At 66.5% G+C, this 23,555-nt stretch carries 23 protein-coding genes and 1 tRNA gene; 19 read left to right on the top strand and 5 right to left on the bottom strand.

Annotated elements, in window-relative coordinates:
* Positions 1-8: 8 nt before the first annotated feature.
* The 16 genes from Aple_RS37240 (at position 9) to Aple_RS37165 (ending at position 16,969) form a co-directional block, all read left to right on the top strand.
* Positions 9-1,205: an acyl-CoA dehydrogenase family protein gene (locus Aple_RS37240; protein WP_170321861.1), complete on the top strand. Its 1,197-nt coding sequence runs from the start codon at positions 9-11 to the stop codon at positions 1,203-1,205.
* Positions 1,202-2,395: an acyl-CoA dehydrogenase family protein gene (locus Aple_RS37235; protein ID WP_155349454.1), complete on the top strand. Its 1,194-nt coding sequence runs from the start codon at positions 1,202-1,204 to the stop codon at positions 2,393-2,395. Before Aple_RS37240 ends, Aple_RS37235 begins: the two co-directional genes overlap by 4 nt.
* Positions 2,392-4,554: an acetate--CoA ligase family protein gene (locus Aple_RS37230; RefSeq protein WP_170321860.1), complete on the top strand. Its 2,163-nt coding sequence runs from the start codon at positions 2,392-2,394 to the stop codon at positions 4,552-4,554. The genes Aple_RS37235 and Aple_RS37230 overlap by 4 nt, the downstream gene beginning before the upstream one ends.
* A complete protein-coding gene (locus Aple_RS37225; RefSeq protein WP_155349452.1) occupies positions 4,551-6,002 on the top strand; it encodes an aldehyde dehydrogenase family protein in 1,452 nt (483 codons plus the stop codon). The genes Aple_RS37230 and Aple_RS37225 overlap by 4 nt, the downstream gene beginning before the upstream one ends.
* Positions 6,003-6,059: 57 nt before the next feature.
* On the top strand, positions 6,060-6,509 hold the full coding sequence (locus Aple_RS37220) for a nuclear transport factor 2 family protein (RefSeq protein ID WP_170321859.1): 450 nt from the start codon (positions 6,060-6,062) through the stop codon (positions 6,507-6,509).
* On the top strand, positions 6,485-7,342 hold the full coding sequence (locus Aple_RS37215; protein ID WP_155349450.1) for an SDR family NAD(P)-dependent oxidoreductase: 858 nt from the start codon (positions 6,485-6,487) through the stop codon (positions 7,340-7,342). The genes Aple_RS37220 and Aple_RS37215 overlap by 25 nt, the downstream gene beginning before the upstream one ends.
* A gap of 114 nt (positions 7,343-7,456) precedes the next feature.
* A complete protein-coding gene (locus Aple_RS37210) occupies positions 7,457-8,221 on the top strand; it encodes an enoyl-CoA hydratase/isomerase family protein (RefSeq protein ID WP_170321858.1) in 765 nt (254 codons plus the stop codon).
* A complete protein-coding gene (locus Aple_RS37205; RefSeq protein ID WP_218038695.1) occupies positions 8,221-9,447 on the top strand; it encodes a CaiB/BaiF CoA transferase family protein in 1,227 nt (408 codons plus the stop codon). The genes Aple_RS37210 and Aple_RS37205 overlap by 1 nt, the downstream gene beginning before the upstream one ends.
* A gap of 28 nt (positions 9,448-9,475) precedes the next feature.
* A complete protein-coding gene (locus tag Aple_RS37200; RefSeq protein WP_155349448.1) occupies positions 9,476-10,360 on the top strand; it encodes an NmrA/HSCARG family protein in 885 nt (294 codons plus the stop codon).
* 10 nt (positions 10,361-10,370) lie between these two features.
* On the top strand, positions 10,371-11,141 hold the full coding sequence (locus Aple_RS37195; protein ID WP_155349447.1) for an SDR family NAD(P)-dependent oxidoreductase: 771 nt from the start codon (positions 10,371-10,373) through the stop codon (positions 11,139-11,141).
* Between the two features lie 31 nt (positions 11,142-11,172).
* Positions 11,173-12,390 (top strand): CoA transferase, encoded by a 1,218-nt coding sequence (locus tag Aple_RS37190; protein ID WP_155349446.1) that lies wholly within the window; start codon positions 11,173-11,175, stop codon positions 12,388-12,390.
* Between the two features lie 40 nt (positions 12,391-12,430).
* Positions 12,431-13,171, top strand: coding sequence for a 3-oxoacyl-ACP reductase FabG (gene fabG, locus Aple_RS37185; protein ID WP_155349445.1), 741 nt, complete (start codon positions 12,431-12,433; stop codon positions 13,169-13,171).
* Between the two features lie 35 nt (positions 13,172-13,206).
* The gene (locus tag Aple_RS37180) at positions 13,207-14,418 is read left to right on the top strand and encodes an acetyl-CoA C-acetyltransferase (RefSeq protein WP_155349444.1); all 1,212 of its coding nucleotides are present in this window, start codon (positions 13,207-13,209) and stop codon (positions 14,416-14,418) included.
* Positions 14,415-14,870 (top strand): MaoC family dehydratase, encoded by a 456-nt coding sequence (locus Aple_RS37175; protein WP_155349443.1) that lies wholly within the window; start codon positions 14,415-14,417, stop codon positions 14,868-14,870. The genes Aple_RS37180 and Aple_RS37175 overlap by 4 nt, the downstream gene beginning before the upstream one ends.
* A 43-nt stretch (positions 14,871-14,913) precedes the next feature.
* Positions 14,914-16,125 carry an acyl-CoA dehydrogenase family protein gene (locus Aple_RS37170; RefSeq protein ID WP_155349442.1) on the top strand — a complete coding sequence of 404 codons (1,212 nt, stop codon included), beginning with the start codon at positions 14,914-14,916 and terminating at the stop codon, positions 16,123-16,125.
* Entirely contained in the window at positions 16,103-16,969 is an 867-nt protein-coding gene (locus tag Aple_RS37165; protein WP_246265017.1) for an HpcH/HpaI aldolase/citrate lyase family protein, read from the top strand. The genes Aple_RS37170 and Aple_RS37165 overlap by 23 nt, the downstream gene beginning before the upstream one ends.
* A gap of 23 nt (positions 16,970-16,992) precedes the next feature.
* Here the strand turns inward: Aple_RS37165 and Aple_RS53810 are convergent, their stop codons facing one another.
* On the bottom strand, positions 16,993-17,181 hold the full coding sequence (locus tag Aple_RS53810; protein ID WP_218038694.1) for a hypothetical protein: 189 nt from the start codon (positions 17,179-17,181) through the stop codon (positions 16,993-16,995).
* A 449-nt stretch (positions 17,182-17,630) separates the two neighbouring features.
* Here Aple_RS53810 and Aple_RS53805 point away from each other — a divergent pair, with 449 nt between their 5' ends.
* Positions 17,631-17,990: a hotdog family protein gene (locus Aple_RS53805; RefSeq protein ID WP_218038693.1), complete on the top strand. Its 360-nt coding sequence runs from the start codon at positions 17,631-17,633 to the stop codon at positions 17,988-17,990.
* Between the two features lie 41 nt (positions 17,991-18,031).
* On the opposite strand, the gene Aple_RS37155 is transcribed toward Aple_RS53805, so the two are convergent.
* From Aple_RS37155 to Aple_RS37140, 4 genes are all read right to left on the bottom strand, one after another.
* Positions 18,032-18,781 carry an enoyl-CoA hydratase/isomerase family protein gene (locus Aple_RS37155; RefSeq protein ID WP_155349441.1) on the bottom strand — a complete coding sequence of 250 codons (750 nt, stop codon included), beginning with the start codon at positions 18,779-18,781 and terminating at the stop codon, positions 18,032-18,034.
* Positions 18,782-18,936: 155 nt separating this feature from the next.
* Positions 18,937-19,010: transfer RNA gene (locus Aple_RS37150), tRNA-Ile, on the bottom strand.
* A gap of 131 nt (positions 19,011-19,141) precedes the next feature.
* Positions 19,142-20,593 carry a S1 family peptidase gene (locus Aple_RS37145; RefSeq protein ID WP_155349440.1) on the bottom strand — a complete coding sequence of 484 codons (1,452 nt, stop codon included), beginning with the start codon at positions 20,591-20,593 and terminating at the stop codon, positions 19,142-19,144.
* An 84-nt stretch (positions 20,594-20,677) separates the two neighbouring features.
* Positions 20,678-21,637, bottom strand: coding sequence for a LysR family transcriptional regulator (locus Aple_RS37140; protein WP_155349439.1), 960 nt, complete (start codon positions 21,635-21,637; stop codon positions 20,678-20,680).
* A 184-nt stretch (positions 21,638-21,821) separates the two neighbouring features.
* Here Aple_RS37140 and Aple_RS37135 point away from each other — a divergent pair, with 184 nt between their 5' ends.
* On the top strand, positions 21,822-22,916 hold the full coding sequence (locus Aple_RS37135) for a sugar ABC transporter substrate-binding protein (RefSeq protein ID WP_155349438.1): 1,095 nt from the start codon (positions 21,822-21,824) through the stop codon (positions 22,914-22,916).
* Positions 22,917-22,928: 12 nt separating this feature from the next.
* Entirely contained in the window at positions 22,929-23,435 is a 507-nt protein-coding gene (locus Aple_RS37130; protein WP_155349437.1) for a flavoprotein, read from the top strand.
* The last annotated feature ends 120 nt before the right edge of the window (positions 23,436-23,555 follow it).

The raw sequence follows: 23,555 nt of genomic DNA, 5'->3' as shown, positions 1-23,555 counted from the left end.
GATCGAAGATGACCCGGCAGCGTCTCGCGCACAATGTGCTGGAGCGCGCGGCGGCGTTCCTCGAAGACAACGCCGACCTGTTCGACGACGTCCCCGAGTTTCTCGGGCGCCAATACGACGCCGGTCTGGCGTGGGCGCACTTTCCCGAGGGCATCGGCGGCTCCGGCGCGACTCTGGCCGACCACCTGGCCATAGTCACGATGTTCGCCGACGCGGGCGCGCCTGACGCGCGTGCGGCGAACTCGCTGGGCTGGGGGGTGATCGCCCCGGCGATCGCCGAGTTCGGAACTCGTGAGCTTCAGGAGCGCGTGCTGCGCCGCCTGTTCACCGGTGCGGACCAGTTCTGCCAGTTGTTCTCCGAACCCGGCGCCGGTAGTGACCTCGCGGGTTTGGCGACGCGGGCGGTCCCCGTCGACGGCGGCTGGCTGATCACGGGCCAGAAGGTGTGGACCAGCCGGGGCATGACGTCGACCCGCGGCGCTTTGCTGGCGCGTACCGATCCGGCTGTGCCCAAGCACCGCGGCATCACCTTCTTCATCCTTGACTTGACTCAACCGGGCGTCGAGGTGCGCCCCCTGCGTCAGATCACCGGCGAGAGCATGTTCGCCGAGATCTTCATGGAGAGCGCCTTCGTACCCGACTGTGATCGGGTCGGTGACGTTGGAGACGGTTGGAACGTCGCCACCACGGCGCTGATGAACGAGCGCCGTTACAACAGCACCCGGTCCGCCGCCGGTCGCTCCCAGCTGACCATCGACCAGGACGGATTTCGTCAGCTGATAGCCGCCATCGAGTTGCGCGGCGGGGTGTCCGCGATCTCCGATGTGGCCTCCTACCGCGTGGCCGAGACCTGGGCGCAATTCGAAGCGCTGCGACTGTGGCGGTGGCGTTCGCGTAACAGATCCAAGAGCGCCAAGTCCGCTGATGGTGCGGTCGGCAAGGTGATGTGGGCCGAAGCCGGGCAGCTGGCGTCGGCGACCGCGATGGAACTGCTCGGGACCGAGGGCCTGCTGTGGGAGGACACCACCACCGAGGCGACGTTGCGAGACAGCACGGTGGTGCGCGGTTACCTGCGCTCGCGTGGTTACTCGATCGAAGGCGGCACCTCGGAGATCCACCGGAACGTGATAGGCGAGCGGATCCTGGGGCTCGACAAGGAAGCGAGCGTCGAGGCGGACCTGCCCTGGAAGGACATTCCGAGATGAGCGCCATGGCAGCCGAGCTGTACTCGGACGAGCAGCGTGAGTTCGCGACGGAAGTACGCAGGTTCTTGGCGGCCAACCAGCCGATCAACCGGGTACGTCAGCTGGCCGGCGACCCGATCGGGCGAGATGGCGAGCTGTGGCGGCGTGCGGCCAAGGAGGCCGACCTGCTTGGCCTCATGATCCCCGAGGAGTACGGAGGCTCTGGGTTCGGCTTCGCTGAGGCCTCGCTGGTGCTGACCGCGGCCGGTGCGGCGCTGACGAGCTGGCCGTACCTGTCGAGCGCGGTCCTTTCCAGCCACTGCCTCGTCGCCGCCGCCGACACCGACGCGAAGTCGCGCTGGCTTCCCGCGCTCGCCGGCGGCGAGGTGGTGGCGACGCTGGCCGTCGCCGACGATCAAGGCGACTGGGCGCTCGCCAACGGCTCGGTGCGCGCCGAGGAAGGCCCCGGCGGCGCATGGACGCTGACCGGTCACAAGAGTTTCGTGACGGACGGTCCGGCGGCCGACATCCTGCTCACCTTCGGGACAACCGGTTCCGAGACCGCGCTGTTCGTGGTGCGCACCGATGCGAGCGGGGTCAGCTCGACGTCGTTGCCCGCGCTCGATTCAACCCGCAAGCTCGGTCGCTTCGTGTTCGAGGGCGCGGCAGCGGAGCGAGTCGGTGATGTGGCCGACCTCGCCGGCCTTGACGCGAGCCTCTGCGCGTTGGCCGCCGCGGCGCTAGTGTGTGAGCAGGCCGGAGGCATTGCGACAGTGCTCGACATGACCAGCCGGTACGCCAAGGACCGCAGGCAGTTCGGTCGCAGCATCGGTAGTTTCCAGGCCATCAAGCACAAGTGCGTCGACATCTACATTCGATCGGAGGCAACGGCCGCCTTCGCCGAGTCAGTCGCACTGAGTTTCGATGCCGCCGTCCGCGCCGGTCGGCTTGGCGAAAAGGCGTTGCGGTCTCAGGTGGCGACGGCGGCCGTCTACTGCGGTGAAGCCTTCGTCAAGAGCGCGCACGACATGATCCAGGTGCACGGCGGAATCGGGTTCACGTGGGAGCACGACGCCCACCTGTTCCTCCGCCGCGCGGCCGCCGACGCCAAGCTGTTCGGCGGAAAGAGCCGCAACATGGCCGTCCTCACCGCTGCCCTCAGGAGCGGTGCCCTGCTGATGCGCCCCACGGGCGGGGAGGACGCGCGGTGACGACCGATAACCAGCGCATCCACAACCTGCTCAATCCGACGTCGATCGCGATCGTCGGCGCCAGCGAAAGGTCGGCGTGGTCGAGCGCCTTCATCCGCAACCTCAAGCGGTGGAACTTCCCGGGGCAGATCCATCTGGTGAATCCGCGGACTCCCGAGGTCCTCGGTCAGGCCACGGCGCCCACGGTCGACAGCATCGACGGCCTGGTCGACCACGCGCTCATCGCGGTGCCGGCGAGTCTGACGCCCGATGTGCTCGCCGACTGCGATCGGGCCGGCGTTCGCAGCGTCACCGCGATCGCCTCGGGCTTCTCCGAGGCCGGTCCCGAGGGCAAGGCGCTGGCGGCCGAGGTGACACAGTTCTGCGCGGACCACGGCATCAGCATGATCGGCCCGAACTGCTACGGCTTCATCAACTTCACCACCACGACGATGCTCTCCCGCAACTGGCTCGACGCGATGCCTCCAGGTGGTGGGATCAGCCTGGTGTCACAGAGCGGCCAGCTCGGTCTCAGCCTCACTGGATCGGCTTTCGCTCGTGGCGTGGACTTGCGCTACCTCATTTCGAGCGGCAACGAGTTGGTGGTGTCGTCGACCGACTACTTCGACTACTTCGTCGATGATCCGGGGACGACGGTGCTGGGTGGCGTGCTGGAACGCATCGCCGATCCGGCGCTGTTCCAGGAGGTCGCAACCCGGGCGCTGGAGGTCGGCAAGCCGATCGTCGTCTGCAAGATGGGGCGCTCCGCCATAGGTCAGAAGGTCGCCGAGGCGCACACCGCGTCGGTCGTCGGCAATGCGGTCGTCGTCGAAACATTCCTGCGCGATCTCGGTGTCATCGTGGTCGACACGGTTGACGAGCTCATCGAGACGGCGGGCGTACTCGCGAGCCGTGCAGCGCCATCGGGGCCGCGCACGATGTTCGTCGGCGGCTCGGGTGGCGCGGGCGGCTACTTCGCGGACCAGGCCGACGGATCTCCGATCGAGTTGGCGCCGATCTCGGACACGCTGCGCTCTCAGCTCGCGGAGGTGAGCGGGCTCGACCCGCACACGATCGGCAACCCGATGGACATGACCGCGGGCGGTGCCAGTGCTCTCACCCGCATCGTCGGCGCGGTGGCGAAGGCCGCTGAGTTTGACGTGCTCGTCGTGCAGGGCGAGCAACCGCGCTCACGCGAAGTGCACGGTGATGCCTACATCGAGCGCGTGGCGGGCAACATGAAGGCGCTCGCCGCGGCCGGCCGTGCGGGTCAGTGGGCCTGTTTCCAAGCGACCGGTGACCGCGACCCGTCAGAGCTGGGCAAGGACATGGCGCGCGAGCACGACGTGCGCTACGTCCATGGCTCCCCCGGCGTGAAGGCGCTGGGTAACGCCATCGACTACGGCACGAACCGCGCGACGCGGTTGGCCGCGGCCAAGAAGAGACTCGCCGCCCATCAGGCCGGTGTAAGGCCCGGGCGTGCGGAACTGCTGCGCTCGCTCGGCCCGGAGCCGACCGAGAGCGATGTCAAGAGACTGCTCCAGGCCTACGGCATGCCGACGCTGCGGGAGCGGTTCTGCGAGACGGCCGATGCCGCGGCGACTGCCGCGAAGGAGATCGGCTTCCCCGTCGTCATGAAGATCTCATCCACCGACATAGCCCATAAGACGGACGTCGGCGGCGTGCTCCTCGACCTTCGTGACGAGGCTGCCGTGCGCGATGGCTTCGCGAGCATGATGACCGTGGTTGCGGCCAAGGCGCCGCACGCGCACCTGGCCGGGGTCGTGGTCTCGCCGTTCGTCTCACACGGTGTCGAAGTCTTGCTGGGCGTTGTGATCGACCCCTCACTCGGACCGGTCGTCGTCACCGGTGCCGGTGGAATCTACGTCGAGCAGTTCGGTGACGCCACCGCCGCCCTGCCGCCCTTCGATGCGGCTCGCTCGCTGGAGATGCTCCGCGAGCTTCGGATCTGGAAGCTCCTGGAAGGTGTGCGCGGTGCCGAGCGCGGCGACATCGAGGCTCTGGCCGAAGCCATGGCACGCTTCAGTGAACTGGTCGGCGATCTGGCCGGATCGCTCGTCGCGCTGGAGATCAACCCCCTCGTGGTGAGGCCTGGGGACGGCGGCGTGGTCGCCCTCGACGGGATGATCGAGCTGGCGGATCGGAGCGCGTTGCCATGACGGACTCTTACGATCCGGCGCGCGCTGTCGAGGAGCTGTGGATCGACGGCGCGTGGCGCAAACCGGCCGGCAACGAACGGTACGACGTGATCAGCCCGTCGACCGAAGGCGTCTATCGGTCGACGGTGATGGGCACCGCCGCCGATGCCGAGGCGGCAGTCGCGGCGGCGCGGCGGAGTTTCGACGACGGACGTTGGCGCTCGCTCACGCAGGCCGAGCGCTCCGCTGTCCTCGAACAGGCCCGGCAGATCTTGGGCGAGCAGGTCGACCAGGTCGCCCACGTGATCACCTCCGAGCTCGGCACGACGATTCCGAGGTCGGCGGAAGGCGTGCGTGATCGTGCGATGAATTACATCGCCGACGGAATCCAGCGGGTGGACAGGTTGATCGAGCCGACGACGATCGTCGACCCGAAAGGGACGTCACTGGTCGTACGCGAGCCGATTGGCGTCGTCGGTGCGATCGCGCCATGGAACGGCCCGTTCTCCATCGGCACCGGCAAGATCGTCCCCGCGCTCATCACCGGCTGCTCGGTGGTCTTCAAGCCGTCGCCGCAGACTCCCTTCGACATCCACTACCTCGCGGCGGCTCTGCACGAAGCCGGCCTTCCCGCCGGCGTGCTCAACATCGTCCCAGGTGACGCGGAAGTGGGTCAGTCGATCGTCGGGCATCGCGATGTCGACGCGGTCACCTTCACCGGCAGCACGGCCGTCGGGCGCGAGATCGGCGCGGTGTCAGGGCGCGATCTCAAGCCGGTCAGCCTCGAGCTCGGCGGCAAGTCGGCTGCGATTGTGCTCGACGATGCCGACATCGCCCAGGCCGGCACGTCGTTGGCGGCATCTTTCTGCGCGGGGAGCGGCCAGTCCTGCATCGCTCTCACCCGCGCCTTCGTCCCCGGACACCTGCGTGACCAACTCGTCGACGCGATCGTCGCCGAGATCGAGAAGATGCGCGTCGGCGACCCGTTCGACGCGCAGACCGATCTCGGCCCCCTGGTGTCGAAGGCCGCTCGCGAGCGCGTGGCGGGTTACGTCGAAGAGGCCCGCGGCGAAGGTGCGGTGATCGCCACCGGCGGACGTCGGCCGGCTGACCTGAATCGTGGCTGGTACTACGAACCGACCCTGCTCGTCGGCGTTGACAACACCATGCGGGTGGCGCGTGAAGAGATCTTCGGCCCGGTCGGATGTGTCATCGAGTACGACACGGTCGACGACGCGATCGCGATGGCGAATGACAACGACTACGGGCTGCACGGTGCTGTCTACACCGCCGACCGCGATCGGGGCCTCGAGATCGCCCGCGCGGTGCGCACCGGAACGTTCGGCATCAACGGATTCGGGTTCACGGTCGCCGCTCCGTTCGGCGGTTACAAGCAGTCAGGGGTCGGACGTGAGCACGGCGACGAAGGCCTGCTGTTCACGCTCGAGTACAAGTCGATCAAGCTCTAGAAAAGTTGTGGCGAGGTGAGTGACGCGGTGGCGATTCGTGATCAGATGTCGGACCACATGGATGTGCTCGCGCTCGAGGCCGCGTACGCACCTCGCTGGGATGCCGGCGACGGCGCCGGTTGGAGCCGGCTCTTCACCGAAGACGGCATGTTCGCCGTCGCACTTCCCGACGGCACACCCGAGATCCGCGCGCGCGGCCGCGCCGAGCTCAAGGGCCGCTGCGACCTGTTCAACAGCACCATGCGCGGCGTGCACTCGATCTCTCGGCCCGACCTGACCTTCGATGGGGACAAGGCTCGCGCCGTGATCCCCTTCACGTTCGCCGGCGTCGGCCGGGAGGCCGGGCGGCGACTGGAGGTCGTCGGCATGTATAAGGCCGAGTACGCCTACACGGCCGAAGGTTGGCGGATCCAGTTCCGCTTCGAGATTCCGTTCAGCCGGCTGACACATGACATGTGGCCACGGGACCTCCCGGAGATTCCTTGGCTGAGCGGCGTGACGTCATGAACAACAAGATGCTCGATGGCAGGGCCATCGTGGTCACCGGCGCCGGCGCGGGTCTCGGTCACGCGTACGCGCGAGCACTCGCCGAAGCCGGTGCTCGGGTCGTTGCCAGTGATGTCAACGCCGACGGCGTGCGCGGGGTCGTCGAGGAGATCGTCGCGGGCGGCGGCACCGCGATCGCCTGCGTAGGCTCGGTCGCTGACTGGGACAGTGCCGAGGAGCTCATGCGAACCTGCGTCAAGGAGTTCGGCTCTCTCGACGGTCTGGTGAACAACGCCGCCGTGCAGCACGCCGCGTCTCCCCTGGATGAGAACGAGGCGCGGGTGCGCCGCATAGTGGAGATCAATGTGCTCGGCAGCCTGTTCCCGGCCATGCACGCATTCCGCATCATGGCCGCCCAGCGCCGCGGCAAGATCCTCAACGTCACATCAGGGGCCCACATCGGCCTACCAGGGATGGTCGCCTACGGAACCACCAAGGGTGCTGTCGCCTCGCTGACCTACAACCTCGCACTGGAAGCGGCTCAGCACGGCATCCAGGTCAACGCGCTCGCACCGGTGGCACAGACCGCGATGAGCCCGGTCGAGGACCGCAAGGACGGCGTGACCCGGCCGCGGCCCGAGCAGATCGCCCCGGCGGTCGTCTACCTGATGAGCGATGCTTCCGGTTCCCTGAACGGTCAGGTCGTGCGGTATGACGGCAGGAGCCTCTCGCTGCTTGATCCGCCGCACTTCCGGACGACCCGGGTCACTGAGGACATCGCGACCACGGAAGGGATCGCCCAAGCCTTCGATTCCGTGCTGTTTGGCACCGTGGCACCCGTCGGACTGTACTGACGCGCCCGGCCCGCACGGTCACCAAGGAGGAGGTTGAGACACTGACGTATGCGATGGTATGCAATAGGCTACGATGGTGTGGCGTTGTCGACGCGAGAGGGACCGCTGGACAAGATGACGATCGTCAAGGTCAAGAACGAAGGCTCAATCCGGTGCATCACGTTCGACCGTCCTGGCAAGATCAACGCGCTCCGCGACGAGGACCTGCTGGCGGTGATCGAGGCTCTTGAGACGCGCCCCGAAGGGACGGAGGTCGTGATCTTCCAGGGCGCGAACGGCAACTTCTCGGCCGGCATGTACGTCGAAGAGTTCTCCGGGTTCGACCTGAACTCCTCGATGGCGCACATCCGCATTGGCGCGAAGTTCCTCGACACGATCCGCTCGCTGGAGATCCCGACGATCGCTGCGATTGAGGGCTACTGCGTCGGTCTCGCATTCGACGTCTCGCTGGTATGCGACTTCCGCATCGCGACCGACAAGTCGTCGTTCAGCATGCCCGAGATCAACGTCGGCATGCCGTGCGTTATGGACATATCGCTTCTGCAGCAGCACATCGGCATGACCCGCGCGAAAGAGATGTTACTGACCGGCGGCTTCTATCCGGCCAGGCAGATGGAGGAGTGGGGCTTTCTCAACCGGGTCGTCCCCGCCGGCACCGCCCGCGATGCCGCAGCGGAGTTCGCCGAGAAGCACCTGCTGGGCAGGTCTCCAGCTGCTGTGGCGTCGCAGAAGCGCCTGTTTGAGGTCTGGTTGCAGCATCCCCACAAGGAAGGCGTACAGATCAGTCTCATGGAGTACGGCATGAACTTCGCGAACCCTGACACCCAATCCTGGATCACAAAGTACCGCGCCGAGATGGCTGCGAAGAAGCAGAAGTGATGAGCACCGCAGACGTCGGACGAACTGGTCCGCAGGCTAAGGCACCCCTTGACGGGGTCGTGGTACTTGAGCTCGGCCAGATCTACTGCGGGCCGTACTGCGGCTTTCTCCTCGCGCGGCTGGGGGCCAAGGTCATCAAGATCGAGCCCCCGACTGGTGAGCTCACGCGCCACCGTACCCCTCCTGGTGTCGAGCCCATCGCTCTGACTCTCCTGAACACGAACAAGAGCGGCGTGAGACTCAACCTGAAAACGGATGAAGGTAAGGAAGTGTTGCGTTCTCTGGCGGAGCGCGCCGATGTCATCATCGAGAACTACGCGCCTGGTGTGATGGACAGGCTCGGTGTCGGCTACGAGACCCTGAAGGCCGTCAATCCCCGCCTCATCTACGCCAGCGCGACCGGCTTCGGACAGAGCGGGCCTTACTCCCAACTCGGCGCAATGGACCTGACCGTTCAGGCGATGACCGGGGTCATGGCATCAAACGGCTTTCCGGATACGCCGCCCGTGAAGGCGGGGGTCGCGGTCGCCGACTTCGCTGGTGGCACCCACCTGGCGCTGGCCGTCGTCGCCGCCCTCTACCAGCGGGACCTCACCGGCGAGGGCCAGCGTGCGGATGTCTCCATGCAGGACGCCCTGCTGCCGTACCTCACATCGAACATCAGCGGATATCTCACCAACGGTGAGAGCCATCCCCAGCGCACCGGCAACCAGCATGGTTCCCTGAGCGTCTCGCCGTACAACGTCTATCCGACCTCCAATGGGTTCGTGGCCATTCTGTGTGCTGCGGATAGGCATTGGCAGCGGCTCTGCGACGTGATGGGCCGACCGGATCTGGGCGCGGACCCGAGTCTGGCCGCCATGACCAGTCGGGCGGCGAGAAGCGCTGAGGTCGACGAGCTGGTCTGCGCATGGACGATCGAGCTTCCCCGCGCGACCGTGGTGACCCAGCTGATGGAGGCGGGCATCCCCGTCGCCCCGGTTCTGACCGTTCCTGAGGTGCTCGAGGACAAGCACCTCATCGAGCGGGAGATGATCCAGACGATGGAGCATCCCACCCTTGGCCCGATCCGCGCATTCGGAAGTCCGGTGCAGTTCTCTGCGTCCAGACCGGTTCCGCCGACCCCGTCGCCCCTGTTGGGCGAGCACTCCGGAGAAGTCCTTCGCGAGGTCCTCGGCTTCGACGACAGCCAGATCGAGCAGTTGAGGACCAATGGCGTCATCTAGTCCGCGTCAATTGAAGGAGGCTTGACACGTGTCCTCGATAGCCGACCCTGCCATCGTCGCCGTCACCGGCGCGACGGGCCGGCAGGGTGGCGCAGCCACCCGCGCATTGATCGGCGCTGGGCGAAAGGTCCGAGCGCTGACCCGCCGTCCGGAGTCGCCTTCCGCGCGTGAGCTCGCTGCGCTTGGCGCGGACGTCGTTCGGTGCGACCTTGGCGACCGCGAGTCGATCAGGAATGCGCTCCAAGGTGCATCCGGGCTGTATCTCACCACCACGCCGTACGAAAGTGGAGTAGACGAGGAGGAGCGCCAGGCCAAGTCGGCGATCGACATTGCCCGCGAAGCCGGCATTCGTCATGTCGTGTACGGCTCGGTCGCCTCAGCGGATCAGCCCACGGGAGTCGCGCACTTCGAGAGCAAGGGCCGGATCGAGGAGTATCTGACGACGTCAGGCATCCCGCTCACCACCGTGCTTCGTCCCACCTTCTTCATGGACATGTTCTTGGACGATGCCTTTCGGCACGCCATCGCCCGCAGGAGCATCGAGTTCGTCATACGGCCTGAGACGCGGATCGCCATGATCGCGGTCGACGACATCGCCGCGTTCGCCGCCCACGCCTTCGCGCATCCTGACGCGATCGCCGGTCACGTGATCGATTTGGCCGGTGACTATCCCTCGATGATGGAGTTGGCTTCGGTGCTGTCCGAAGCACTACAACAGGAGATCGTCTACCGGCAGGTGGATGAGAGTCAGCTCGCTGCCGATGTGCGACCGAAGGCCGGCACGCAGCGGTGGCTGGAAGACGTCGGTTGGCAGGTCGACCCGAAGGCGCTCGAAGGCTATGGCGTGCCGCTCACGGACCTCCGCGAGTGGGCCGTCAGTCATCGTGAGAAGCTGCTGAGTGCGGCGAACTGAGGTTGAACGAATGGCTGACTTCGGACTCAACGGCTATCGCGTCATCGTGACCGGGGCGAGCCGTGGAATTGGTCGTGGAATCGCGAAGGAGTTCGCGGCCGCGGGAGCCGCGGTCTCGATCTGCGGCCGCAAGGCGGTCGCGCTGGATGCGAGCAAGTCGTGGATCGAGGAGCGCGTTCCCGGCGCCGCCATCCACACGGCAGTGTGCGACCTGTCGGACGAGGATGCCGTCGAGCTCTACATCGAAGAAGCGGCGCGCGCTCTGGGTGGCATCGACGTGCTCGTGAACAATGCCTCCGGTTTCGGCCGATCGGACGACGAGGATGGCTGGGGAGCAGCCATCCGGACCGACCTGATGGGGACGTTGCGGGCCAGTTGGGCGGCCCTGCCTTGGCTCCGGAGGAGCGGGTCCCCGAGCTTGATCCACATCACGTCCACGACGGCGTACAAGCCGTCGATGATCGCCCCGGCCTATGCGGCGATCAAGGCGGCGCTGGTCCACTACACGAAGAGCCAGGCCAAGAAACTCGCGGTCGAAGGGATCCGGGTCAACTCTGTGGCGCCAGGCCCGACCACTGCTCCCGGGCACTTCTACGAGAAGCGCAAGGAGAACAACGATCCTGGTTATCAGCGGGTCCTCGCCGACTCTCCTGCGGGCCGGCTCGGCCAGCCGGAAGACATCGCCAACGTGGTGCTCTTCCTCGCGTCTCCCGCGGCGGCATGGGTACAGGGACAGACGATCGTGGTCGACGGCGGGCACCACCTCTTCGACAACAGCTGATTGTGTCAGCGCGATCGAGCTAAGGAGACACATGATGAACGGCCCGCTGAGCGGCCTGCGCGTGGTCGAACTCACCAGCTATGTCGCCGCGCCCCTGTGCGGCCTGGTGCTCAGGCAGCTCGGTGCGGACGTCGTGCGAGTGGAGCCGATAGGCGGCGCTCCGGATCGTTCGCGAATGCCTCGCGGACGACAGGGCGCGAGTCTTTACTGGGCGGGTTTGAACGGTGGCAAGCGAGACCTTGCCGTCGACCTGCGCCGGGCCGAGGGGCGGGAGTTGGTCGCTGACCTGATCTGCGCCGCCGGACCCGAAGCCGACCCTGGGGGCGGAGTCGTCATCAGCAACAACACGCGCTACGAAGATCTCGGCTTCGAGAACCTCCAGGCACGCCGCTCGGACCTCGTGCACGTGCTCCTGACCGGGACTCGAGACGGACGAAATGCCGTCGATTACCTAGTACAGGCGTCGACGGGCTTCCCCACCATCACCGGACCAGGCTCGGGCGGGACACCGGTCAACAGCGTGGTGCCGGCCTGGGATATCGCCGCCGGCCTCTACCTTGCCGTCGGACTTCTCGCCGCGGTTCATGAGCGTCGAGAAACTCGGCGCGGCCAGCAAGTCGAAGTCGCTCTGGAGGATGTGGCGTTCGCGGCCGCCGGGGCGGTCGGCTACCTCGCCGAAGCGCAGCTCTATGGCATTGGCCGTGGGCCGTCGGGCAACGAGGTGTACGGCACCTATGGTCGGGACTTCGTCTCTTCCGATGGCACGCGATTCATGCTTGTCGTGCTTACGCTCGGCCACTGGCGCCGGCTGCTCGAAGCAACGGAACTCACAGACGCGATCAAGGCAGTCGAGAAAGCAGTTCAGGCCAACCTGGATGATGAGACCCAGCGTTATCGCTATCGGGCTGTGATCTCGGGGTTGCTGGAGACCTGGTTCGAACGCCGGACATGGAACGAGATCGATCGGATCCTGGCGCCAACGGGCGTGCTGATGTCGGCCTACCGCACGTTCAACGACTTGGCCGCCGACGACGCGGCCGTCCTGCGCCAGAACCCGCTGTTCCAGGAGATCGAGCAGCCGGGGGCCGGTCACTACCTCGCGCCGGGCTCACCGCTGGTCATGGGCGGCCGTCAGTTCGGTCCTGCTCCGGCACCGGTCGTCGGTGCCGACACCGATGAAGTCCTCACAGGACTGGGAATCGATCCCGATCGCATCGCTCGCTTGCGCGCGGACGGGTGCGTCGCGTGAGCCTGAGCTGGAACGTGGTTGAGAAGAAAGGCAGCGGAGCATGGGACTCCTCGGCGGCAAGACAGCGGTGATCACCGGTGGTGCGCAGGGCATCGGTCTGGCGATTGCCAAGCGATTCGTGACCGAAGGTGCTCGGGTCGTGCTCGGTGATCTCGATGAGGACGCGCTCGACGTCGCGGTGAAGGAATTGGGGGGTGCGGGCGTCACTCGGGGATTGAGGTGCGACGTCACCGAAGCCGAGGAGATGGCCGCTCTGCTCGCCGGCGCTCTCGACGCGTTCGGCGCGCTCGACATCATGGTCAACAACGCCGGCATCACTCGTGACGCGACGATGCGCAACATGACCGAGGAGCAGTTTGACCAGGTCATCGCAGTGCATCTGAAGGGCTGCTGGCTGGGCACAAAGCAGGCGTCGCTCATCATGCGTGAGCGTGGTGGTGGCTCCATCGTGAACATCTCCTCGCTGTCCGGCAAGGTCGGAATGATCGGCCAGACCAATTACTCGGCGGCCAAAGCCGGCATTGTCGGCCTGAGCAAGGCGGCCGCCAAGGAAGTCGCTCATGCGGGCGTCCGCGTGAACGCGGTGCAGCCAGGCCTGATCCGTACGGCGATGACCGAGGCCATGCCGCAGAAGGCATGGGACCAGAAGATGTCCGAGATCCCGATGGGCCGGGCGGGCGAACCCGACGAGGTGGCGAAGGTGGTCCTCTTCTACGCCTCGGATCTCTCGTCGTACATGACCGGCACGGTGGCCGAAGTGACTGGCGGCCGTCTCATCTAGCCGGCTCGGCCTGAATCACCGAAAGGGGCGTCGCTATGCGGGACGTCGTGGTCTGCGAACCAGTCCGTACCGCCATTGGTGGGTACGGCGGCATGTACAAGTCCTTAAGCGCATCCGAGTTGGGTGTCTTCGCCGTCAAGGGACTGCTCGAACGCACCGGACTCGAACCGGACGCAGTGGATGACGTGATCGTCGGGCATGCTTACCCGACAGCCGAGGCTCCGGCGATCGGCCGCGTGATCGCCCTCGACGCGGGACTTCCGGTAACGGTCGGCGGACAGCAGGTTGACCGCCGGTGCGGCTCGGGGATGCAGGCCATCGTCAGTGCGGTCATGCAGGTGGCCGCTGGGGCAAGCGACCTTGTGCTCGCGGGCGGCGCGGAGTCGATGAGCAATGTCGCGTTCTTCTCACATGACATGCGATGGGGCGGGGCCCGCACCGGAGTCCAGATCCATGACGGCTTGGTTCGCGGCCGGCAGACCGCGGGGGGACGTTTCTACCCTGTTCCCGGCGGCATGATTGAGACGGCTGAGAACCTCCGTCGTGACTTCGGCATCTCGCGCGAGGAACAGGACGAACTTGCGCTGCAGTCCCACGAACGAGCGATCGCCGCACAGCAGGACGGCCTCCTCGCCGAGGAGATCGTCCCGGTCACGGTGCGAACGCGCTCGGGCGAAGGGTTGCTGGTCGCTGATGAGCATCCGCGCGCGGATACCAGCCTTGACTCGCTGGCCGGGCTCAGGCCCCTGATGATCCAGAGCGACCCGGAAGCCACGGTAACCGCCGGGAACGCGAGTGGCCAGAACGACGCCGGATCGATGGCCATCGTGACGACGATGGAGAAGGCCGAACGGCTTGGGCTGACTCCGCTGGTGCGGATGCTCTCGTGGAGTGTCGGAGGCGTCGCCCCGGACCGCATGGGCCTGGGACCCTTGCCGGCCAGCGCACGAGTGTTGGAGCGGGTTGGATTGAGCATCGCTGACATGGATGTGATCGAGCTGAACGAGGCGTTTGCCGCCCAGGTCATCGCAGTCCTGCGCCAATGGGGCGTCTCATACACCGAGGACCGAATAAATCCGCACGGTTCCGGCATATCCCTCGGGCATCCTGTTGGTGCGACAGGAGGCCGCATGCTTGCCTCCCTGGCGCGAGAGCTCCACCGGCGAGAGGGCCGATACGGGCTTCTCACCATGTGTATAGGTGGAGGCCAGGGCCTCGCCGGCGTCTTCGAACGGGTTACGTCATGACGCGGATCATCGCTTCCGCCGATGAGGCGAGGGCGTTGATAGGAGAGCCACTGGGAGTCAGCGAGGCAATCCTGGTCGACCAAACCCGCATCGATGATTTCGCCGATGCGACGGATGACCATCAATGGATCCACATCGACACGGAGAAGGCCAGGTCGAGCGCGTTCGGTGGCACCATCGCCCACGGTTACCTCACCTTGTCGTTGCTCCCCCGATTCGCGTCGCAGATCTACCGGCTGGACTTCGGCGCCGCCCGCCTCAACTACGGCTCCAACAAAGTGAGGTATCCGACGCCGGTCCGCTCAGGCTCCGTCCTGCGCGCAACCGCCACGCTCATCGACGTGCGGCCCGCGCCACAAGGGACGTTCGTTACGGCGAGATACACCATCACCGCCGATGGCGCGCCCAAGCCGGCCTGCGTGGCCGAGACGATCACTCTGGTCATCGCCTGATGCGCGCGCAGACTCCGGCCTTTCCCGACTAGGAGGACGACATATGGCACGCCTCGCCCAGACCGAGGGACTGACGGAGACCCAGGAGGAGATCCTCGAGGTCGTCCACCAGTTCGTGGAGGAACAGATCATTCCGGTCGCTCAGGAGCTGGAACACTCCGACAGCTATCCGCAGGAGATCGTCGACGGCCTCAAGGAGCTCGGCGTCTTCGGCCTCACAATCCCCGAGGAGTACGGCGGCCTCGGTGAATCGCTGCTCACCTACGCACTTGTGGTCGAGGAGATCGCGCGCGGATGGATGTCGGTCAGCGGCGTGATCAACACGCACTTCATCGTGGCCTACCTGCTCATGCGGCACGGCACCGAGGGGCAGCGGGCGAAGTACCTCCCGAAGATGGCGACAGGTGAGGTGCGCGGCGCGTTCTCGATGTCGGAGCCTGGCCTCGGCTCCGACGTGTCCGCGGTGTCGATGAAGGCCACCAAGCTCGACGACGGCGGCTACGAGATCACGGGCAGCAAGATGTGGGTCACCAACGGCGGCACGTCGACTCTGGTCGCCGTACTCACCAAGACCGACGAGGGCGCCGAGTCGGCGTACCAGAACCTCACCACCTTCCTGGTGGAGAAGACACCGGGCTTCGGCGACGTCGAACAGGGCATCATCGTGCCGGGCAAGATCGACAAGATGGGCTACAAGGGCATCGACACCACCGAGATGGTGTTCGACAAGCACAAGATCGCAGCCGAGCAGATCTTGGGCGGGGAGCCGGGCAAGGGCTTCTACCAGATGATGGACGGTGTCGAGGTCGGCCGGGTCAACGTGGCGGCGCGGGCCTGCGGGATCGCCAACCGTGCCTTCGAACTGGGCATCGACTACGCCCAGCAGCGGCAGACCTTCGGCAAGCCGATCGCTCAGCACCAGGCGATCCTGTTCCGGCTGGCGGAGATGGCGACCAAGGTCGAGACCGCGCACACCATGATGGTTCGTGCCGCGCGGCTGAAGGACCAGGGCAAGCGGATGGACGTCGAGGCCGGGATGGCCAAGATGCTGGCCTCGGAGTACTGCAACGAGGTCGTCGAGGCGTCGTTTTCGATCCACGGCGGGTACGGCTACTCCAAGGAGTACGAGATCGAGCGGCTCTACCGGGAGGCGGCGTTCATGCTGATCGGTGAGGGGACCTCCGACATCCAGAAGATGATCATCGGCCGCGCACTGTTGAAGGAGTACGCGATTGAAGCCGGACGTGGTGTCTGAACTCGCCAACCCGCGCCGGAGCTGCCTGAGCGTGCCGGCGTCCGCGCCGAGACTGATCGCCAAGGCTCTTGCGAGCACAGCCGACGAAGTGATCATCGATCTTGAGGATGCGGTGGCCGTCAGTGCCAAGGACGAGGCTCGCGACAACGTCATGTCCACACTGAGCGGCCCGGTAACAGCCGACATCCATGTCACCGTCCGGGTCAACGCCCCGAGATCGGCGTGGATAGCGGCAGATGTTGTCGCGTTGGCAGGACTCCCGCGGCTTCCGCACAGCATCATGGTGCCGAAGGTCGAGGCGTCGGACGACCTGGCCATGGTCGGCAGGCTGGTCGAGGAACACGGGGGTGCAGGGCGACCACCCATCGAACTGCAGGCTCTTGTCGAGTCCGCACGGGGTTTGACCTCCCTGGCTGAGATCGTGCGCGGCGCGCCACGCCCCGAAGCACTCGTGATCGGCTACGCGGACCTCGCGGCCGACCTCGGGAGGGACCCTATCGCCGAGCTCTGGGGCCCTGCCCATGAGCATGTGCTCTGGCACGCCCGTAGCGTCGGGATCAGGGCTGTCGATGGACCTTGGCTGGGCGTGCACGACGATGAGGTGTTCCGGGCGTCTGTCAACCGCGCGAGGACAGCGGGATTCGACGCGAAGTGGGTCTTGCATCCCGCGCAACTCGGCTTCGTCAACGCGGCGTTCGCTCCTACAGTGGAGGAGATCGCTTGGGCGACCGAAGTCGTCCAAGCATTGGAGGCGGCAGGTTCCGGTGTGCTTGCCCGGGACGGCCAGATGATCGACGAAGCGGTTGCCCTGCGTGCCCGCCGGATCCTGGCCTCCCTCTCATGATGGCGATCGATGAGAGTGGCTCCTCACCGCAGCGAGCCGAAGGGCCGTACTTCGATGAGCTCGCCCTCGGCCAGGTCATGGCTGCCGCACCCGCTGTGACGCTTACCGAGGCACTGGCCACACACCACCGAGCGATCGTCGGGGACCGCTTGGCGCTCTCGCTCGACCACCGGCTGTCCGAGCGCGTCACGGGCCGACCCGCGTTGGCTCATCCGGTCCTGGTGTGGGATGTCGCCATCGGGCAGTCGACACTGGCCACGCACCACGTGAAGGCGAACCTCTTCTATCGTGGTTTGGCCTTCCATCGACTGCCGCATCTCGGCGACACGCTGGAAACGCGGACGACCGTCGTCGGTCTGCGTGAGAACCGGCGCAGAGAAGGACGTAAGCCAACAGGGCTGGCAGCGCTTCGGATCATGACCTCTGACCAGGATGGACGATCCGTCCTCGACTTCTATCGCTGCGCGATGCTTCCGTTGCGCGGCCAAAAACCAACCGGCAAGACGATGACCTCGACGCAATCGGTAGCGACGCCATCCCGCCGGCCGTCGATGGTCTGTTCGCGGGTTGGCACACGCAGCCGCTGGGCCACGGCCGCAGACTCGAACCGGGGGACATTGTTGAGGTCGTCGGCGGTGACGTCGTCTCCAATGCTCCCGAGTTGGCAAGGCTCACGCTCAACATCGCCAGCGTGCACCACGACGCCAGAGCGGCCGGCGGTCGACGTCTGGTGTACGGCGGCCACACAATCGCACTGGCCGCGGCTCAGCTCAATCGGACCGTTCCGTCGCTCGTCACGATCTCGAGTTGGAAGCGATGCGACCACGTCGGACCTGTCTACGAGGGTGACACCCTCAGGTCGAGCATCGAGGTCCAGGCGGTGCGAGCACTCGGCGTCGAGCACCTCGACGCGGTGGACATGCGTCTGCGGGTGAGCGCGGACGAGATCGGAACGGCTCAAGAGTCGAACACCCGCGCCGTGCTCGACTGGCAATTCACGGCGGTGGTGGGCCATGCGTGACGACGCCGCCACCGGGCTGCTCACCGTGCGCCGTCAGCGCATCAGGCTGGACCACCGAGAGCGGACCGACTCGTGTGCACAATCGCCACAGCAGACGACACCAGGTCGAGCGACGCCTCAAGAGTGCTCGTCACAGAGTGCCTGACGGTCCGCTTGATCATCTGGACGAGGACGGGCGGGTAGGAGGCGATCGTCCCGGCGAGCTCGTCGACCACCCCGGGCAGTTCGTCCGGCTCGACCACCTGGGAGTAGATGCCAAGCGCCAATGCCTCCTCGGCTTCGACGCTCTTTCCCGTGAGGAGCAGCTCCAGAGCCTTCGACGTGCCCACGATTCGTGGCAGGTAGTAGGCGGCGCCATTACCCGGCATGACTCCGACCTTGACGTAGGCGGCGCCGAGCCGTGCTGTCGTTGAGGCGATGCGGATGTCACACAGCAGCGCCATGTCCATCCCCGCACCGATCGCGGGGCCGTTCACTGCGGCGATCACCGGCTTGTCGATCCGACTGGTGATCAGGCCAATCTGCTGGATGTGGTTGGCGAGCCGGTCCTTGCGGTGAAGCGGGGTCTCATCGTGCTCGAAGATCTCTTTGAGATCGGCACCCGCACAGAAACTCGACCCCTCCCCGGTGAGGACGATAACCCGGACGGCAGGGTCGCTACTGGCCTCTTCAAGGTGCTGGATCCACTTATCGATCATCTCGAGGGTGAACGCGTTCCGGACCTCTGGCCGACTTAGCGTGATCCGGCCGATGCCGTCGCTCACCTCGTAGCGGATTCCCTTGTGGTCCACGGCTCAGCCTCTCTCGCAGGCGGACTGTCTCTGCCGAACAAGGAAAGCTACCATCACCACACCATGGTGTGTCAATGGATACGACTGCATACAATTCTGTCGGTCCCAAGACAAAGGAGAACCGAAAAACCCAGGTTGGATGGGGTGTGGCGGAGTAGGGCGGGTGGGACTTGAACCCACGACCCACGGATTATGAGTCCGATGCTCTGACCGGCTGAGCTACCGCCCCGCAATGGTGGAGTCTCTCACAACTTTGGCGGCAGGGGGATGTATGGATGGTAGGTGAGATCAACTTTTGTCATGGGAGAGGCGTATAAAGACGCCGCCGCCCGGGTCCCGGGCGGCGGCGTGGGTGGGATGTTATGGGCGGGTCGAGCCTACGGAGTAGGCGCCGGAGCCGCTGTAGGCGTGGACGCGGAGGCGGTAGTAGCCTGCGGTGCCGCTGTAGGTGACGGTCTCGTCAGGGCCTGAGCTGGTGCCGCTCGCAACGGCGACCCAGGCGCTGCCGTTCCAGCGCTGCAGGTAAAGGTCGAAGTCGACGCCGGAAGGTCCGTCGAGGCATGCGCGGTGGGTGCCGGAGACGGTGGACTGGTAGTAGGAGTTGTTCGGGAGGTAGACGTTCGCGCCGCTGGTCAGTGAGCCGGTGTAGGTGTTGGCGTAGCCGGAGCAGGTGCCGCCGCCTCCGCCGCCCTGGGTGACGAGCGTCAGTCCGTACGCGGAGAGGATCTCGTTGACCGGCTGGAAGTAGGTCGTGCCGCCGGAGGTGCAGTTGCCGGAGCCGCCGGAGGTGACGCCCTGGGCCTGGTCGCCGGAGATCCAGGAGCCGCCGGAGTCGCCGGGCTCGGCGCAGACGTTGGTGCGGGTCAGGCCGGTGACGGTGCCCTGGGGGTAGGTGACGGTGGCGTTGAGCTGCTGGACGACGCCGCAGTGCCAGCCGGTGGTGGAGCCGGAGCGGCAGATGGAGCCGCCGACGACCTGGGCGCTGGAGCCGGCCACGTTCACGGTGCCGCCGCCGGAGCCGATGACGACGGGGCGGGGGGTCCAGTTGGCGTTGACGGCGACCCAGGCGTAGTCGTTGCCGGGGAAGGAGGAGGCCTGGAAGGTGCCCTGGGCTACCCGGTTGAAGCCCTGAGTGGAGGCGCCGGCGGTGCCGCAGTGGCCGGCGGTGACGAAGCCGTTGGTGGTGCCACGGGTGATCGAGAAGCCGATCGAGCAGCGTCCGCTGTTGTTGATGTAGTACGCCTCGCCGCCGCGTAAGTCGTAGTACGGCTGCGGCTGCTCCTGCGAGGCTTCGATGCGGACCGCGGCCGCGTCGACGCCGCTGGCCGCGACGAAGGCTTCGGCGGCGGCCTGGTCGCGGGAGAGCACGACGACGGTGTTGGCGCGCACGTCGACGTAGTAGCCGGGGACGGTGGCGGGGGCGGTGACGGCGTCCAGGCGGGCCTTCACGGCGTCCAGGTCGGCGAGGGTACGCGTGACGACCTCGGCTTTCGCGCCGGACGCGGTGATGGCGGAGGCCGCGCCGGCGTCGGTGACGGCGACGGTGAGGGTGGCGGCGTCGCCGCTGAGCCAGGATCCGGCGAACCGGTCCCCGAGGGTGGTGCGGATCTTGCCTTCCACCTTGCCGAGCCGCTTCTCGTTCAGCAGCCGGGTTTCGGCCTGCTCAGCGGTGAGGTTCAGGTCCCGCTGGAGGGCCTGGACCATGGTCGGCGCGGGTTTCTCCGAGGTGGCCATGGCGGGGGTGGAGGTGAGGATGAGGGCGACGCCGAGGGTGAGGGCGCTCGCCGCGCTCAGGATGTGCCTGCTGCGCATCGGGTCTCCTTGGGGGTGGGAGTGCCGTCAACGTAACGGTGCGAATCCCCCGCGAGGACCTACCAGTTGTCCCCTGCCATGGAGTTATGGCACCGTGCCATATCCATGATTTCGGTCCAGCCAATTTGAGTACGCCGGGCTCTGCCTGGCCGCGTCCTCGTGGGCGGCCTTGGCGTGGCCGACGATCTGGGCGGCCTCCTCGGCGGCGGGCGTCTCCGGATGCCAGCCGAGCAGCTGCCGCCAGCGTAACGGCGTGCCGACGATCGGCAGGGCGACCAGGCCCTCGCTCAGCCGGAACGTGCCCTGACACAGCGCCACGGCTCGCCCCACCCGCACCAGATGCACGCAGGTCGCCACATCCGTCTCATAGATGGTCGCGGGGGTGAATCCGGCGCGCGTGGCCGCCACCGCGAAGCACTCGCCGAAGCAGCCGTCGCCGGGCGTGACCGCCCACTGCTCGTCGGCGAGCGCGCCGAGCTCGACCTCGCGTTCCCCGGCCAGCGGATGCTCCGAGGACACCAGCACGAAGACCGGATCCATCGCCACGAGCGCCCACGAGACGGCGTCGTCGCCGGGCGCCCGGGTGTCGCCGCAGACACCGATCAGCGCGTAGTCGAGCCGCCCGAGCATCACCTTGGTGGCCAGTTCGCCGGTGGACCACGAGGTTGCGGTGGTGATGACCGCGTCCGGTTCGGCCTGCGCCAGCCGGTCCACCAGGCCGCCCAGGATCGGCCCGTTGGCCGCCCCGATCCGGTACCGCCGCCCTGGCTCGCCGCCGTTGGCCAGCCGCGCCGCCTCCTCCTGCAGTTGCCGTACGGCGGGCAGCAACACCTGCGCGCGGGCCAGCACGAACTCGCCCAGCGGGGTGGGCCGCGAGCCGGTGTGGTCACGCTGGAACAGGGCGCCCCCGAGCGCCCTCTCGATCCGTTTGAGCTGCGCGGTCAGCGCGGGCTGCGCCAGCCCGAGCACGGTGGCCGCTTTGCTGACGCTGCCGGTCTCGGCGACCGTGCGCACAATGCGGAGATGGCGGAGCTCCAAGTCCATAGCCAGACCGTATGACTACGGCATAACTCCAGCAATGATGATTTGTCACACATTCTGACTAGTCAAGTCGGAAACGGGGGGTCAAGACTCGGTCGAGGGGCGTACGGCCTGGGAATTCACCGGGTAGGGGCGCTCACGGGCGCGGTGCCGTACAAGGGGGATCGTTGTGGGGATTTGGCGGCGGATGACGGCGATCACCCTCCTGGTCGCGAGCGCCGCCGGATGCACCCCGATGCCCTGCACCAGCAGCAGGACCGAAGTCGTATTCGAGCGGAGCCGCCCGCCCGTCCAGGAAAGCTTCAAGATCGGCCTACTGCTACCCGAGTCCGAGACCACCAGGTACGAGAAGTTCGACCGCCCCTACATCACCGAGGCCGTCAAGAGGAACTGCCCCAACTGCACGCTCGTCTACAACAACGCCAATCAAGATCCCGTCCGGCAACAGCAGCAGATCGACGCGATGCTCGCCGCCGGCGTCGAGGTTCTCATCCTCGACGCCGTGGACGCCGAGGCCATCGCCCCCTCGGTCAAGAAGGCCGAACAGCAGGGCGTCAAAATCGTGGCGTACGACCGGCTGGCCGATGGCCCCATCCACGCCTACAGCTCCATCGACAACGTCGAGGTCGGGAAGATGCAGGGCCAGGCCCTGCTCGACGCGCTGAGGGCAGGCGGGAATCCGTTCCGAGGCCCGATCGTCATGATCAATGGTTCGCCCGAGGATCCCAGCGCGCGCGATTTCAAGAAGGGCGCGCACCAGGTCCTGGATGGCCACGTGATGATCGGCCGGGAATACGACACCCCTGACTGGAGCCCAGAACGGGCCAAGATCCAGGCGAGCGGCGCGTTCGCCACGCTCGGCGCGGACCGGGTCATCGGGGTGTACTCCGCCAACGACGGCATGGCCGGGGGCATCGCGGACGCCATGAAGACCGCGGGCGTCCCGAAGGGCACCCCGCTGACCGGCCAGGACGCCGATCTCGCCGCGATCCAGCGGATCCTGCTCGGCACCCAGACCATGACCATCTACAAGCCGATCAAGCCGGAGGCGGAGAGCGCCGTGCGGATGGCCATCGATCTCGCCGCCGGCCGGCCGGTCAAGGCGCCGAGCACGGTGAGCAACGACACGGTCAGCCGCATCCCCGCGATGATCATCGCCCCGATGGTGGTCACCAGGGACAACATCAAGGACACCGTGGTACGGGACGGCTTCTGGACGGTGACCGAGATCTGCGCCCCCAAGAACGTGCAGGAGGCCTGCGAGTCCACCGGGCTGACGTGAGATCGTCACGGCATGACCACAGGCAAGGTCCTCTACCTCATCGTGTGCGCCGCCGGACCCGCCGCCGACGTCTGCCGGCTGGTGACCTTGGCTCAAGCCGAGGGATGGGTCGTCCAGATCGTCGCCACCCCGTCCGCACTCGACTTCATCGACGTTCCCGCCCTGGAGCAGCAGACCGGCCGCCCCGTTCGAAGCCGCTACCGCAAGCCGGACGAACCCAAACCCGCCCGGGCCGACGCCATCATCGTGGCCCCCGCCACCTACAACACGATCAACAAATTCGCCCGGGGCATCGCCGACACCTACGCCCTCGGGCTCCTCGCCGAAGCTCCCGGCCTCGGCATCCCCGTCGTCGTCCTCCCCTTCGTCCAGACCGCGCTGGCCACTCGTATCCCGTTCCTGCGCGCGGTGAGCGACCTACGCGAGGAAGGCGTCCGCGTCCTCATCGACCCAGAGGAATCCGAACCCCACTGCCCGTGGAGCCGGACGCTTGAGGTTCTCGCCGAATTGACCTCATAGAGCGTAGGATCCTGATCCAAAGCAGTCGTCGATGGTCCGGGCGTGCCGATGAAAACGCCTTCGACATGAACATTTGCCCTCTCGCGGGAGCGTGCCGCGCTCACGCATGAGCGCCATCCA

Source organism: Acrocarpospora pleiomorpha (assembly GCF_009687885.1).
GTDB classification, from domain to species: Bacteria; Actinomycetota; Actinomycetes; order Streptosporangiales; family Streptosporangiaceae; genus Acrocarpospora; species Acrocarpospora pleiomorpha.
This window is presented reverse-complemented; position numbering and strand designations above follow the sequence as displayed.